Origin of the sequence: Brochothrix campestris FSL F6-1037 (assembly GCF_000525915.1) — a bacterium.
GTDB lineage: Bacteria > Bacillota > Bacilli > Lactobacillales > Listeriaceae > Brochothrix > Brochothrix campestris.
Genome location: NZ_AODH01000004.1, coordinates 16,685 through 30,174 on the forward strand (window position 1 = coordinate 16,685; position 13,490 = coordinate 30,174).

24 protein-coding genes and 1 pseudogene are annotated in these 13,490 nt (G+C 35.7%); 23 read left to right on the forward strand and 2 right to left on the reverse strand.

The window, feature by feature from the left end; all coding sequences use genetic code 11:
• Positions 1-65 precede the first annotated feature (65 nt).
• From BCAMP_RS12285 to BCAMP_RS00945, 6 genes are all read left to right on the forward strand, one after another.
• The gene (locus BCAMP_RS12285; RefSeq protein WP_051456779.1) at positions 66-677 is read left to right on the forward strand and encodes a helix-turn-helix domain-containing protein; all 612 of its coding nucleotides are present in this window, start codon (positions 66-68) and stop codon (positions 675-677) included.
• 203 nt (positions 678-880) lie between these two features.
• Positions 881-1,744 (forward strand): DnaA ATPase domain-containing protein, encoded by an 864-nt coding sequence (locus BCAMP_RS12295; RefSeq protein ID WP_084038399.1) that lies wholly within the window; start codon positions 881-883, stop codon positions 1,742-1,744.
• Positions 1,744-1,932 carry a hypothetical protein gene (locus BCAMP_RS00930; protein WP_035312954.1) on the forward strand — a complete coding sequence of 63 codons (189 nt, stop codon included), beginning with the start codon at positions 1,744-1,746 and terminating at the stop codon, positions 1,930-1,932. Before BCAMP_RS12295 ends, BCAMP_RS00930 begins: the two co-directional genes overlap by 1 nt.
• Positions 1,929-2,129, forward strand: a complete 201-nt coding sequence (locus BCAMP_RS00935; RefSeq protein WP_035312956.1) for a hypothetical protein — start codon at positions 1,929-1,931, stop codon at positions 2,127-2,129. The genes BCAMP_RS00930 and BCAMP_RS00935 overlap by 4 nt, the downstream gene beginning before the upstream one ends.
• Complete coding sequence (locus tag BCAMP_RS00940) at positions 2,126-2,320, forward strand: hypothetical protein (RefSeq protein ID WP_035312958.1); 195 nt, start codon at positions 2,126-2,128, stop codon at positions 2,318-2,320. The genes BCAMP_RS00935 and BCAMP_RS00940 overlap by 4 nt, the downstream gene beginning before the upstream one ends.
• An 86-nt stretch (positions 2,321-2,406) precedes the next feature.
• The gene (locus BCAMP_RS00945) at positions 2,407-2,592 is read left to right on the forward strand and encodes a hypothetical protein (protein WP_035312960.1); all 186 of its coding nucleotides are present in this window, start codon (positions 2,407-2,409) and stop codon (positions 2,590-2,592) included.
• A gap of 160 nt (positions 2,593-2,752) precedes the next feature.
• Here the strand turns inward: BCAMP_RS00945 and BCAMP_RS00950 are convergent, their stop codons facing one another.
• The gene (locus tag BCAMP_RS00950) at positions 2,753-3,067 is read right to left on the reverse strand and encodes a hypothetical protein (RefSeq protein WP_035312962.1); all 315 of its coding nucleotides are present in this window, start codon (positions 3,065-3,067) and stop codon (positions 2,753-2,755) included.
• A 140-nt stretch (positions 3,068-3,207) separates the two neighbouring features.
• Between BCAMP_RS00950 and BCAMP_RS00955 the strand changes: the two genes are divergently transcribed.
• Positions 3,208-3,408: a hypothetical protein gene (locus BCAMP_RS00955; RefSeq protein WP_156921079.1), complete on the forward strand. Its 201-nt coding sequence runs from the start codon at positions 3,208-3,210 to the stop codon at positions 3,406-3,408.
• A gap of 22 nt (positions 3,409-3,430) precedes the next feature.
• A complete protein-coding gene (locus tag BCAMP_RS00960) occupies positions 3,431-3,616 on the forward strand; it encodes a hypothetical protein (RefSeq protein WP_035312964.1) in 186 nt (61 codons plus the stop codon).
• On the opposite strand, the gene BCAMP_RS00965 is transcribed toward BCAMP_RS00960, so the two are convergent.
• On the reverse strand, positions 3,617-3,985 hold the full coding sequence (locus tag BCAMP_RS00965) for a DUF2513 domain-containing protein (protein ID WP_035312966.1): 369 nt from the start codon (positions 3,983-3,985) through the stop codon (positions 3,617-3,619). It abuts the gene before it with no gap.
• 132 nt (positions 3,986-4,117) lie between these two features.
• On the opposite strand from BCAMP_RS00965, the gene BCAMP_RS00970 reads away from it, so the two are divergent.
• The 15 genes and pseudogenes from BCAMP_RS00970 (at position 4,118) to BCAMP_RS01030 (ending at position 13,478) form a co-directional block, all read left to right on the forward strand.
• Positions 4,118-4,618 (forward strand): hypothetical protein, encoded by a 501-nt coding sequence (locus BCAMP_RS00970; RefSeq protein ID WP_035312968.1) that lies wholly within the window; start codon positions 4,118-4,120, stop codon positions 4,616-4,618.
• Positions 4,619-4,631: 13 nt separating this feature from the next.
• The gene (locus BCAMP_RS00975; RefSeq protein WP_035312969.1) at positions 4,632-5,177 is read left to right on the forward strand and encodes a tyrosine-type recombinase/integrase; all 546 of its coding nucleotides are present in this window, start codon (positions 4,632-4,634) and stop codon (positions 5,175-5,177) included.
• Positions 5,178-5,313: 136 nt separating this feature from the next.
• Positions 5,314-5,580 carry a hypothetical protein gene (locus BCAMP_RS00980; RefSeq protein ID WP_035312970.1) on the forward strand — a complete coding sequence of 89 codons (267 nt, stop codon included), beginning with the start codon at positions 5,314-5,316 and terminating at the stop codon, positions 5,578-5,580.
• Positions 5,564-6,052 (forward strand): hypothetical protein, encoded by a 489-nt coding sequence (locus tag BCAMP_RS00985; protein ID WP_035312971.1) that lies wholly within the window; start codon positions 5,564-5,566, stop codon positions 6,050-6,052. The genes BCAMP_RS00980 and BCAMP_RS00985 overlap by 17 nt, the downstream gene beginning before the upstream one ends.
• A 43-nt stretch (positions 6,053-6,095) precedes the next feature.
• Entirely contained in the window at positions 6,096-6,497 is a 402-nt protein-coding gene (locus BCAMP_RS00990) for a hypothetical protein (RefSeq protein ID WP_198015663.1), read from the forward strand.
• A 76-nt stretch (positions 6,498-6,573) separates the two neighbouring features.
• On the forward strand, positions 6,574-6,747 hold the full coding sequence (locus BCAMP_RS13350; protein ID WP_156921080.1) for a hypothetical protein: 174 nt from the start codon (positions 6,574-6,576) through the stop codon (positions 6,745-6,747).
• A gap of 280 nt (positions 6,748-7,027) precedes the next feature.
• On the forward strand, positions 7,028-7,327 hold the full coding sequence (locus BCAMP_RS00995; RefSeq protein ID WP_035312974.1) for a hypothetical protein: 300 nt from the start codon (positions 7,028-7,030) through the stop codon (positions 7,325-7,327).
• A gap of 50 nt (positions 7,328-7,377) precedes the next feature.
• Positions 7,378-7,662, forward strand: a complete 285-nt coding sequence (locus tag BCAMP_RS01000; protein WP_084038417.1) for an HNH endonuclease signature motif containing protein — start codon at positions 7,378-7,380, stop codon at positions 7,660-7,662.
• 164 nt (positions 7,663-7,826) lie between these two features.
• Complete coding sequence (locus BCAMP_RS01005) at positions 7,827-8,276, forward strand: hypothetical protein (protein ID WP_035312977.1); 450 nt, start codon at positions 7,827-7,829, stop codon at positions 8,274-8,276.
• 10 nt (positions 8,277-8,286) lie between these two features.
• Positions 8,287-8,640: a hypothetical protein gene (locus BCAMP_RS01010; protein ID WP_035312979.1), complete on the forward strand. Its 354-nt coding sequence runs from the start codon at positions 8,287-8,289 to the stop codon at positions 8,638-8,640.
• Between the two features lie 34 nt (positions 8,641-8,674).
• Positions 8,675-10,340 (forward strand): annotated as a pseudogene (locus BCAMP_RS14950) (terminase large subunit).
• Positions 10,341-10,359: 19 nt separating this feature from the next.
• Complete coding sequence (locus tag BCAMP_RS14545) at positions 10,360-11,094, forward strand: phage portal protein (RefSeq protein ID WP_269479243.1); 735 nt, start codon at positions 10,360-10,362, stop codon at positions 11,092-11,094.
• Between the two features lie 41 nt (positions 11,095-11,135).
• A complete protein-coding gene (locus BCAMP_RS14550; protein WP_269479244.1) occupies positions 11,136-11,552 on the forward strand; it encodes a phage portal protein in 417 nt (138 codons plus the stop codon).
• Positions 11,539-12,243, forward strand: a complete 705-nt coding sequence (locus BCAMP_RS01025) for a head maturation protease, ClpP-related (protein ID WP_035312980.1) — start codon at positions 11,539-11,541, stop codon at positions 12,241-12,243. Before BCAMP_RS14550 ends, BCAMP_RS01025 begins: the two co-directional genes overlap by 14 nt.
• A gap of 2 nt (positions 12,244-12,245) precedes the next feature.
• Positions 12,246-13,478 (forward strand): phage major capsid protein, encoded by a 1,233-nt coding sequence (locus BCAMP_RS01030; RefSeq protein WP_035312982.1) that lies wholly within the window; start codon positions 12,246-12,248, stop codon positions 13,476-13,478.
• The last annotated feature ends 12 nt before the right edge of the window (positions 13,479-13,490 follow it).

Consider the following 13,490-nt stretch of genomic DNA (forward strand, 5'->3'; position numbering starts at 1 on the left):
GAGAGCGGCGCTGAACAAAATAACTATAGTTAGTATAACACAAATGGCGAAAAGAGGTTTCTAATTTGGCAGAAAAAAAAGAATTAAATGGAGTTTTATCAGAAGGATTTGGTTTTGCACCTAAGCAGGTCTTTAAAGACGATCGATTGAGTATAGAAGCCAAAGCTATCTATGGCTTTATCGCTTCTTATGCTGGCGCTGGAGCAACGGCTTATCCAAGTGTGTCATATATTTGTGCGAAATTAAAAATAGGCGAAAAAAGATTTTATAAATATCGAAAAGAACTTGTGGCCTGCGGTTATTTAAAAGTGAGTAAACGTTTTAATAACAACAGAAATAAATCAAACATGTATGAAATTGTACTAGGTAATATTCTTTTAGCCGATGTCGAAAAAAAGGAAGAAGATAATTCTCAAAATCAAACTGATAGCAACGATATTGATAACGGTCAATTTGATAGTGGTCAATCTGACCCCGGTCATTTTGAACACAGTCAAAACAGAGGAACTAATAGTAACAGTATTAATAGTAACAGTATTAATAATAACAGTAATAAAAAAGAAAAGAGAAAAAAGAAGTCAGTGAATAAATTCACTAACGACTCCAGCGAATTACAATCAGCAGAATTACTTCTGACGATGATTCGAAAAATTAATCCGAAATATAAAAAACCCTGACCTACAAAAATGGGCTGATGTCATACGACTGATGATTGAACGAGACGGACGTAATCTGGAGGATATTAGAAAAGTTATTATTTTTGCACAGACTAATAAGTTTTGGCAGGTCAATATTTTAAGCACACAAAAACTTCGAGATAAATTCGACATACTCATGACTCAAATGTTAACCGCAAAACGACAAACAGGAGGGCAATACAATGCAAATAATCAACGAAACAAGCCTCAGCAAGCTAAGCAGAGCAATTTCCAACCGGGCACGCCCGATTGGTGAACACTGTGATGAACATCCGCATGTACACAAATGGGAGCTGGATAACGAAGATGGCTCGAAATTTATTTACTGCCCAATTTGTGATCGCGACAAGAGAAATAGGGAACAGCAAATGGAAGTTATGGAAAGGCTGTTGGTGAACAGTAGAGGACGTTTAGAGCCTAAACAACATAACTACAGCATGCTACGTAAAAAATCGCTTGTAGGAGATGTCAGTACGTATAGAGCGAGTATTTCAAGCTATGTTACAAAACAACATGAACAAGAACAGGCAATTGAAACGTCAAAAGAAGTTATTAAACGAGCGATTAAGGGTGAAGCCTTCAGTTACTGGCTTATCGGTAATGCTGGTGTTGGTAAGTCTCACATTGCTTGGGGCATCCTCAACACGATTAATGAATATACAAAGGCTAATAAAAAGTGCTTGTACCTCAATGTTCCAAAAATGTTTGATAAAATCTATCACTCGTTCAATAACAAAGAATCAAATACAACACAATCGTATTTTATTGAGTTAGTGACAGAGGCTGATGTTGTCGTACTCGACGATTTAGGTGCTGAAACAGGTACCGTCAATTCTAACAACGCAGCATCGAACTTTACGACAACGGTTTTAAATAAAATTACGTCAGAACTACAGACAAAACCATCGATTATCACAACTAATTTATCAAAGGATGAACTGGTGAATATGTATGATGCTAGAACGGTTTCTCGGTTGATGGCTAACATCAAAATTACAACATTTAAAAACACACTCGATTATCGAGTAAAGGCGGTTGATTGGTAATGAACAAATCATATGGAACGGTAACTGTTAATAATCAAGTAACAGCAAATTGTATCAGTAAAGCAGCGATGTTTGATTTAATTACAGAGTTTATTCATTCAGACACGCAAAGAGAGATTAGTTTTCAAAGAAAAAATGACGAACCGTTGTTTATCCAAAAAGGCATTAGAAAGGGTGGTTTGAAATGATAAAGCCTCAATTTATTGGTTATGATAATGAACCATTTTCAATCATTAATTGGTTGGTGGATGGTGTAGCAACTTTTAAGACCGTTTGTTATTCCGCTGCAGAGGAGACAGAGGCAATTAAAAATTATAACAATGGAACGAGCGGTTTTTGTGAACTAGCAAACGACTGTGATATAGAAAGGGTGTACATATCATGAGAAATGATTTAATCAAAAATGTAAGGAATCGTGTGGAGTCATTGCTAGGTGAAAAAGTAACGTATTTGACGATTAGAGCCTATCATACTGAATATGATCGCTATTTAATAGAAACCGTCAATGGTGTATATACCTTGCAAGGCAAGCGTTTAAGAAAAACGAAAATAGCTGGAACGATGTCCGATTCATAAGACATGAAAAATGAAGTGGAACATGAGAGTCCGAGAAATTATAAATGTTTAGTGTAATTGGATAATATTGAAAAGGATGGTGACTAATGAAAAATGAAAAAAAGAAAGTAGTAGTTGAATCAGACGGAGTCTATGTGAAGTTGAATGGAGAGTTAACTAAGGTGTGTCCAGTGCCTTCCACAGGTTTTGGACAAACAGATATTAAATGGATTAATTACGAACCAACAACAATGACAATGGCGACAACTTATAAAGTTAAGGAGATGAAATAGACTTGGAAAATAAAAGATGCTGTAGTGAGTCAGGTAATCGGTATTTTAGTGAATAGTAATATGAATGCTAAGGAAGCCATCGAAGTATTGGAAAAAGCGAATGCTCTGTTTCTAGAAAGAAGTTGGCACACAGCATCTGAGGGCTATGTGCCAAAAAAAGTTAATTGATCATATCAATAATTGTCGTTATTGATTGAGTAGGAAGAATAAACGGTGTATTTTTCGAAGTAATTGTATTTTCAAATGTAAAGGAATGGTCCTTGTACTCCAATCGATCACTCATATAACAACGTGTAATTCGAATGAAATTGAAATGAATTAAGTTATTTAACACATTTGGGTACTCTTTTTGAATGTTATAAGCAGAAGAATCTATTTCAAAAGTTGTTGCATCATTTGAAAAAGAAATAGTATCGAATCCATCAATAATTATATCAGAACCATCATTTATACAAATTTTCAATACTGCATCCATGTTAATCACCTCACTTTCTCTAGTTAGTATAACAAAAAACACTTATCTCGGATTTAAACCATTGAAATATATTATGGTTAGTTCTGAAATGTTAACAACGAAAATGGTTGGAATTTATAAAGTTAGGGAGTTGAAATGTAATGAAAACAGCAATGGAAGTGGAAGTGAGTAACGAAAAAAGAATAGTTGAAGCTTTAGAGAGCATAGAAAAGCACCTTAGCACTTTGGCGAAAGATACTAAGGCAAATAAAGAGTTGCGCATAGAAAATAGGGATTTATTTGCTGACTTAGAGAAGAAAATAGAAGATCTAGCAAAGAATCCTTTTAACTTGAGTGATTAGATAAAAGAAAGGGGAAAGTTAAATGTCTTATCAAGCAGTTTACTTTGTGAACAATATTTTCAGAAAAAAAATAGTAAGCATTGTTGAATCTAACGACATAAAAATGCTATTGGATGAGAATGAAATTAAAGAAATAAGACATACAGCTGGAATACCTAAGTATAAAAAGTTATATATATTATTAGAAAAAAATGTATTTGAAGTGTAATTAGTTAGTTCCTGAAAGTAGTTTTACAACGATTTCACTCCCGATAGAAGAAAGCATGTTTAACGATACACTAGTTAATTTTTCAGTTGCTGATTTTGTTTTAGCCCAGACAGTATCATCTCTAATCGTATCCAAAAAAGCATGTCCATCCCAGGTTAGCGAGGATATACGGCATGAATATAGTTTGTTGCTCGCATATTTGAACGTGACATTTACGAAGTTTGCTTCTTTTAATTTTTCTAAGGTGTATATAATTTCATTTTCAGTATAAACTGTAGGGAAATTTAAACTCTGCAACGATAGAGTAGTGTTGGCTTGTTCTTCAATAGCCATTAAAACATCTCTTACACACTCATGATTAAGTTTCATTTTTTCACCACCCTCTAATAGAATTATAACAAAAATACGTATATCTGGTCGAAACACTCGAAGGATATTAAAGGATAATCATTATGGTTATCCTTTAATATCCTTTTTTATTTTATGAAAGGAGGAATAATTATGAGTAGAAAAGAACAATTTAGCGATTTGCTTTTTGAATATGCTGTTTGTAAAAGGTACGTCAATAGAGAAGCAAACAAAAGAACGGAATCAACCGAGAAAACGTTGTTGAATAGTATGGCTCGTGATTTAGGCGAAGCGATGGAATACATGGAGACAGGTATCGATCCGTGGAATTATAAAAGCGAAGCGAGTGCACCTAAAAGAAGGATTACATTAATTGCGGATGAACATTTGCTATCGGTATTAAAAAGTCAACAAGCTCCAATAGAGGAAGAATTGGAAGCCAATACGTTTGATGAAGCATTATTGAACGACTTACTAAAAAATTTGAGCGCACGTGAAAAAGAATGTTATCTATTAATTAAACAAAGTTTATTTTCATATAACGCAACAGCTGATTTGCTGAATATTAGTGTAGGTGCTGTTGAGAGATTTGTCATTCGCGCGACTGCGAAGATAGAAAAAAAAATAAACAAAATAATCCATTTGTTGAATTAAAGGAGTGGTAAGTGTGAATTTTGTTGAACCAATACGAGATAAGAATGTTATACGTGAAATCAAAAAATATTTATTAATTAAAGATAGCGGTGGACGTAATTATACGTTATTTGTACTAGGCATTAACGTTGGATTACGTATTAGTGATCTTTTACTTTTAAAAGTAAAGGATGTTAGAGGCGATTATATTAATATTCGAGAAAAAAAGACCGGAAAACATAAGAAGATAAAATTAAATAAAGAAGCAAGAAAAGCTGTCAGCCGCTTTATCTATAATAAAAGCGATGATGATTGGTTATTTGCCAGTAGAAAAGGTTATGCTGCAATATCAAGAATTACAGCTTATCGTATTTTAGTTGATATCCAAGAGACCTTTAAACTAGGAAACCTCGGGACACATAGTTTACGTAAAACATTTGGTTACCACTTCTACAAGGAATATAAAGATGTAGCTGCCTTGCAAATTATTTTTAATCATGCGGACCCTAAAATAACGCTAAGGTACATTGGTATTGAACAAGATGGATTAGATACGATGATGGAAGGATTCGGTTTATAAATATAAATATAAGTATAAATTTATATTTGAATATGGGTATAATTGGTATAAGGGGGAGTTTATACTGAAAAATTTAAAGTTAAAAATAATACGAATTGTTTGTATTCTAATGCTCGTGGGAGTGTTAGGAGTAGAATTGTACAATCACAAAGATATATTTTTCAATAAAGAAAACGAATTTCAATGGCAAGGAATTACTGCGATTTCAGCATTTTTCGCATTTGTAGCTAGTTTATGGTCTAATTATAAAACGCGTGAATTAAATAGAAAAACAATTAAGGGGAATTATCTATATAATAATAGATTGAAAATTATAGGAGATATACAAAGCGACTTTGCTCAATATGTTTTAACTTCAAACGAAATAATAAAGAAAAAAAGAAACGATGCAGGAGAACAATAATGAAATAATACAAATAAATAAAATAATCACAGAGATAAATTCTTTTGAATACGAGTACAGAGACAGACAAGATGAAATTATTCATGAGGGATATGAATCAAATTATATTAATGAATATGGAGATGAAACATTGGGTTATAGTCCTGAAGTGACAGCTGGGGAAGTAATAAACGTGAATCGTGATGATTATAATATTAAACACAACGAACTCAATATCTTAAAAAAGGGCTTAGAAACATTCGATTCTGAAGTTAAAGAACTATTGAAAAATTTAAGAGGAATTAAAATCCAATTATCACTAAAATTGATTAAAGACGAAGAAATAGTAGTGTTAAAAAAATTAGAAAAACATTGTGTATTTATTTCAGCGGAGAATAATTGTGAAATGCAATTAATCGAATTAGAAGCACTTATTGAGACATTCAAGAAATTTTTCAAAAAAGAATGGGATTTTGCAGAAAGCATTACTTGAAAATGAATCGGAAGTATACGCACGTTTATTAAAAGGAGATTAAATGATGGAGAGAGCGGCATTTGTAATATCGATATGTGCCTTTGTTACAGGACTTATTACCACAATTATTAATTTGATGAATTACAAGGTGAATAATAGTCCGAGTTTGAATTGGAGCTCGTGTTTAAAGGCTGTGGATAGTAATTTATCTATAAACTATAATGCCGAGGTTAACTTGACTATAGAAATGGAAAATCCAGAAAAAATTCAAATGCTAATATTTATATATCAGCAAGATAACGAAGTGCATACAAGTAAATTGTTAGTAAATAACAAAGAAACAAGTATTGAATTGAAAATTCCGTTTAATCATTGCGGTAAATATAAACATACGAGGTTATCAGTTTTTGGTAAAAGTTATTCAAATGTGTATTTTATAATAAGAAAAAATTGGTGGGGATGATGAATTCGCTTGGTTCAAAGGGAAAACAACTTATTGTTTTTATTTTGAACCTAAGGCGCTAAAGTACAAAAGATTATTGAGAAAAGCAACGGATAATAATAATACATATATAAAAAGGAAAGGTAAAACTAACGAAGAAATAAGAGTGAAAACAGAAGAAGTTGCTCTCTCTGATGATATAAACAAAAAACAAGTATTAATGGATGAAATAGATAAACTCAGCATAAGTAGAGATGAAGTACGGTATTAAAAAAAGCACCTATGTGGTGTTTTTTTTTATGCTCAGATACTTTAATCCTTAAAACCAAATAGTCACTCAAATGAACAACGTTACATTCAAAAAGAAAAACGACGCTAACTATTGGGACAGAAAGGGTTTGATGATTTGGCGAAAGTGTACAGTTTATAAGATATGTTACATTCGCAGAGCACTTTTGTCATATGAATGCGCCATATAGTGTAAGGGCAATTTAAAAGCATTGTCCCAAATGTGATAAAAAATTCAATTTGAAATATTGAGGAGTGAGCGTGTGAATGAAGTAGATGATATTCAAAAAGAAATCGTTAAGATGATGTCGACGAGTGGGCTGGATGTAAAGGAACGCGCTGCAGTTCTTACATCAGTCATGTACGTTCATCTCAACTTTGAAAGTAGCAAGGCAATACTTAATCCGTTGGGAATCAAAACGAATACGCTGACAGTTGAAGCCGTCACATCCATTCAACAACTCTTAACGCTTCAGTACATGGAGACAGAGCATTCAAAGCAACAAGTAGATAAGGTCATTGCTGAATCAGAAGATGCAATAGCAAACAGTGAAAGATTATAAGGGTGTGATAGAGAGTGTCCAAAGAGTATGCAGAATCGTTCTATCAATCAATGGCATGGAAGAAGTGCCGCAGAGGTTACATCGATTCAGTCGGTGGACTGTGCGAACGATGTCTTAGACGAAAGAAGTTTAAACCAGGAAAGATAGTTCATCATATTAAATACATCACAGAGGAGAACATAGATGATGTATATATCACGTTGAACTGGAGTAATCTTGAATATCTTTGTCAAGACTGTCATAACCAAGAACATCATGCGAATGTAATGGTTGATAAAGGCTTAACCTTTGATAAAGAAGGCAACCTTATTCAACTAAGCCCCCCTTCAAATTGATTTTTAGTTTTTGGATAAACACCGGAGGGTAAACTTTTTTGTAACGCGCAGGGCGTTTTCTACATGAGGGGGGGTGTAGGACGAGTGACAACGCTCGTGTGCGGTTTTTAAAAGGAATACGCGTAATTAATCGTGAAAAAACAGAATTGATTAGGGGGGCATATATGGCTGTTTTTAAAGTGGTGTCTGGTTTTCCCGCAAGTGGAAAATCAACGTACGTAAAAGCGAATAAAGGGAAGGAGGATGTCGTTTTCGATTACGACGAAATCATGTTGGCTTTAACAAATGGTGAACGGTGGCATTCGTATGAATCAGTTCACGAATATGTGTTGGGCATATTAGATAGTATTATTACAACTGCAAAATTAGACAAAAGCGATCGCGTGGTTTGGTTAATACGCAGTGTTCCTGATGCAGCATTTTGTGAGAAGTTGAAAAGCGAAGCTGTCAGATACTATTATATGAACGAAACGGCAGCGACATGTTTCGAACGTATTAACAAAGATCCTGTTCGTAACTTATCAGAGAAAAATTACGGAAGCATTATGTTATCTATTCAGCAAAGTGCTAAAAAAGGAGTGTTTTCAAAATGTGAATTTATTAATAACGAGTGAGGTGTCCTGAATGAAAAATAAAACGAAAATCAAGCGGCGCTATGATAATCTAGTTAAAATATTCGATGAAATTCCAGAAGAAAAAGTCAGAGTGGCCAAACCACTTATGCAGCGACTGGCATTCATGCAGGTGACATTAGAAAAACTGGAAGAAGAAGTTAATGAGTACGGCCCTATCATTTTAATGGAGAACGGCAAACAAGTGATGAACATTGAGAATCCAGCCCAGAAGTCATACAACGCAATGATTAATCGCTACAATGCGATGTATTCGAAAGTATTAGACTTATTACCTAAAAACGAACTGACATCCATTGAAACGGATGATGGGTTCGATGCTTTTGTAGGTGAACGTGGTGAGTAAGCAAGATCACTCTTTGCGGCTAGATGAAAGTTCGATTTACTTGTATTGGAAAACGTTCAAGCAAAATGGTGGCACTGAAATTGTGAGTAAAAAGATTTACCGTACGTACCGAAAACTAGTGAAAGATTTACATGATGTCGAAGGTGAATATTATTATAGCCATGATCGTGCGCAGCATGTTATTGACTTTATCGAAAAGTATTGCAAACACTCCAAAGGTAAAATGGGTGGAAAACCAATTGTTTTGGAATTATGGGAAAAAGCGATGTTGGCTTCTATCTTTGGTTTTATAGATATCGAAGGCAATCGGAAATACCAAAGAGCCATTTTGATTATTGGAAAAAAGAATGGTAAATCGTTAATCGCATCTGCAGTTGCACTTTATTTACAAGTTGCAGATGGTGAACCTGGTGCCGAAATATATGCGGTGGCCACAAAAAAAGACCAAGCAAAAATCATTTGGAATGAGTCGCGCAGCATGGTGCGTAAATCGCCGGCACTGCGTAAGCGAATCAAAACAAAAGTCGCTGAAATATCGAGTGAAGAATTTAATGATGGCGTTTATAAGCCGTTAGCCAGTGACAGTGATACGCTCGATGGTTTAAATGTTCATGGCGCATTGATGGATGAATTTCACCAGTGGAAACACGGCCGACCTCTTTATGACATTATTGTTGATGGTATAGCTGCCAGAGAGCAGCCACTTATTTTTATGACATCAACTGCAGGTGTTATTCGTGAAGATATTTACGATGAGATTTATGATGAAGCCGAGATGACCATTTCAGGATATGACTTAGACGATGGATACTCCGATGAGAGGTCTATTTTTTTTTGTGTATGAATTGGATAAGCGAGAGGAATGGAAGGACGAGGATTGTTGGAAAAAGGCAAATCCTGGACTGGGAACAATTAAAAACCTCCGAACCTTACGTGAAAAAGTAGGGAAAGCGAAACAAAACCTCCGGCTTGTTAAAAACTTAGTGTGTAAAGAGTTTAATATTCGTGAAACAGCCACAGAAAGTTGGCTAACCTTTAACGAGTTGAACAATGAAGCAACGTATGACCTCGCTAAATTAAAGCCTCGTTATGGTGTGGGTGGTGTCGATTTATCTCGCACGACCGATTTAACGTGCGCCACAGTTATTTTTAGAGTTGCGGGGGATCCAACGATTTATGTTAAACAAATGTATTGGCTCCCAGAAGATATTTTTCAAGAACGTATTCAAGACGATAGAATACCCTACGACAAGTGGAAAGATGCCGGACACTTAAGGTTGAGTCAAGGTAATAAAATTGACTATCGCGACATTACGGAGTGGTTTTTAGAAATACAAAACACGTATGACATCTATTTATTCAAAACGGGTTATGACAATTGGAGCTCTACTTACTTTATTAAAGATATGGAGTCCAATTTTGGTAAAAACTCGATGGACCAAGTTATGCAAGGTAAACGAACGCTTTCAGGTCCAATGCACAACTTAGGCGCAGATTTAGCCTCTAAAGTAATTAATTACAACAACAACCCTGTTCTGAAGTGGTGTATGTCGAATACAACGATTGAAGTGGATAGGAACGGAAACATTCAACCAGATAAAGGTAAAAATAAGAAACGTCGTATCGATGGATTAGCAAGTCTTTTAGACGCGTATGTTATTTACGAACGCTATCTGGAAGAATATGAGTCTGTCATTTGATGTGAAGGGCGGTGAGAAATTGGGTTTGTTTAATTTTAAGAAGAAAACAAAAGAGAAAACGACAGAAGTCAGTTCATATCAAATGATGAGTGACACCGGGACTGGTTATTATTCATGGAACGGTGACATTTACAAGTCTGATATTGTTCGGTCAGCAATGCGGCCTAAAGCACAGACCATTGGTAAAGCCGTTGCTAAACATATGAAAAAAGATGCTGATGGTAAATTAATGGTGAACGACGATCCTTATATGCGCTTTTTATTGGAAGAACCGAATGAGATGATGACCATGCAACTGCTACTTGAAAAATTAGCGAATCAACTTGAACTGAATGGGAATGCTTTTGCGTTAATCGATAGAGATGAGAATGGTTATCCGGTTAGATTATATCCGCTAGTAGGTACGCAGTTCCGATTGTTACAAGGCGAACAAGGGACCTTATACTTAAACTGCTTTTTACTAACTGGCAAACAATACACGTTTAGATACGCTGATATCATCCATTTAAGAAAAGATTTTAATGATAATGATTACTTTGGCGATAGTTTAGCACCCGCATTGGCACCTTTGATGGAAATCGTTAGCACGACGGACCAGGGAATTGTTAAGGCCATCAAAAATTCTAATGTCATTCGTTGGCTATTGAAATTTAACCAGGTACTTCGTCCAGAAGATATTGAAGAAAATACAAAGGCATTCACAAAAAAGTTTTTTTATCGGAAGAAGCTGAATCTGGAGGAGCTGCCGGTGTAGATACAAAAGCAGAAGCTATTCAGATAGAGCCAAAAGATTATGTGCCGAATGAACGTCAAATGGCTGTGACTAAAGAGCGTATTTATTCATTGTTTAATTCAAATGAAAAGATAGTGCAATCTAAGTACACAGAAAACGAATGGATTAGTTACTATGAAAGCCAAATCGAACCGGTCTTGATGCAGTTATCCGGACAATTTTCAGTGAAGCTATTTAGTCGACGTGATCGTTTTGACGGCAATTCAATTATTTTTGAATCATCAGCACTTACATTCGCGAGCATGAAAACAAAACTCGGATTAGCAGCATTAGTTGATCGCGGTGTTTTAACGCGTAACGAAATGAGGAGTTACTTTAACTTGTCACCTGTTGAAGGTGGTGATGTGATGGTCCTTCGATTAGATACAGCTACTTTGAGAGAAGGTAAAGGAGGTGATGAAGAAGATGCCGAAGATTAAAATTTCAGGTGTAATTATCCCTAATGATTATCAAGAATTGTATGACTGGCTTGAAATTGAAGGAACAAGTCCACGAAAAGTGGCCGAAGCACTTGAAAGTAATGCGAATGAAGATGTTGACGTTGAAATAAACTCGCCGGGTGGCGATGTTTGGAGCGGGTCAGCTATTTACACAATGCTGAAGCAACATGAAAAAACAGTAACCGTTTCAATTGTTGGCTTGGCCGCAAGTGCCGCATCGGTTATTGCAATGGCTGGTGACGTTGTTAAGATGTCACCTACCGCACAATTCATGTGTCACAACGCTTCTGGTACGCTATCAGGCGACAAGAACGATATAGAGTCGGGCTTACAAAAGTTAAAGTCCGCTGACACGGCTATAAAAAATGCGTATATCATTAAAACAGGTTTATCAGACGTCGAGGTCCATGAAATGATGAATAAAACGACTTGGTTATCGGCGAATGAAGCAAAAGAAAAAGGCTTTGTTGATCAGGTTATGTTTGAAGAAAAACAAGATTATGCATTTACTGCCAATTATGGCAATCTACCTTTCTCTGCCGATAAAATAACTGAATTAAAATCCTTAATGGATAAAGAAAAAGGAGCAATTGCCAACGGCGGCGATGCTTCTTTTTTAGTGGCACAAAGTCGATTGAACCTACTAAAAATTAGAAAAGAGGAGAAATAATTATGACTAAACAAGAATATTTAGCAAAACGAACTGCAATGGTGAATGAAGCGCAAGGGCTTTTAGATGCATCTAATCCAGAAGACGCTAATCTTAAAATGAAAGAAATTGAAGTGTTGGATGCTCAATTTGAAGAATCTGCAAAAATGGCAGCGAACTTAGCGGCATTAGATAACAAGGTGCAAAGTCATAATCCGATTAATGGTCTAGAAAACGTGAGCCAAATCGGTCAGGCAGATTTGTCTACCGCAGTGGGTCCAGCTTTAGGTAATGCGTCTTATGAAGAAGTGTTTGCAAAGGTTTTGATGGGTCGCGATTTAACAAATTTAGAAATTGAAGAATACGAGCGAATGAACAATACAACATACGTACATCAAGCAAAAGACCAAGAAATTCTTGTTCCAGAAACAGTTGTAGGTAACATTATTGGTTTGATTAGCGCGCGTCATCCGTTCTTTGGCGAAGTTCAAAAATTGAACATTCCTGGTAAAATCTCAGTAAAAAAACATACTGAAATTACTGAAGGTGATGCTGCTTTTGTAGATGAAGGCGAAGAAGGAAATGACGAAAAGAACAAATTCGAAGAAATTGTCTTGAGCGGATTTGAAGTTGTTAAAAATGTAACAATCTCATTTAAATTAGAAGCCATGAGCATCAAAGAATTTACAGCTTACATTCAAAGAGAAATTGCGACACGAATCGGCCATACCTTAGGAAAAGGCATTTTCACCGGGACCGGAGTTAAACAACCGAAAGGTGTATTAGTAGAACTCGCAGGCACCTCTCAGACGATGGAAACAAGCGAAGGTGGAAAAGTTAGTTATACAGATTTAACAAGCATGCGTTCGAAAATTGCGTCTGATTTTTCAGATGGATTAAAGTATTATGCGAAATCAGAGACGATTTGGAATCAATTAGCAAATGTCGTTGATCAAACGGGACGTGCCATTTTCATTCCAGTGCCATCTGCCGGCGGAGTCGGTACAATCTTCGGTGTTCCAGTTGTTGAAGATGATGGCGTTCCAACAGATGAAATCGTTCTAGGGAACCCAGCTAACGGTATTATCTGCAACACCAATAAACCACTCTCAATCGAAACAGAACGTCATCTTAAAAAACGCGAGACCTTGTATCAAGGCCATACCATTATTGACTGGTCAGTAACACAAGAAAAAGCCTTCGCACATCTTACATTAAAAGCTGTAGAAGAACCAACACCGCCGTCGGGGGAGTAACACCCCCTCTTG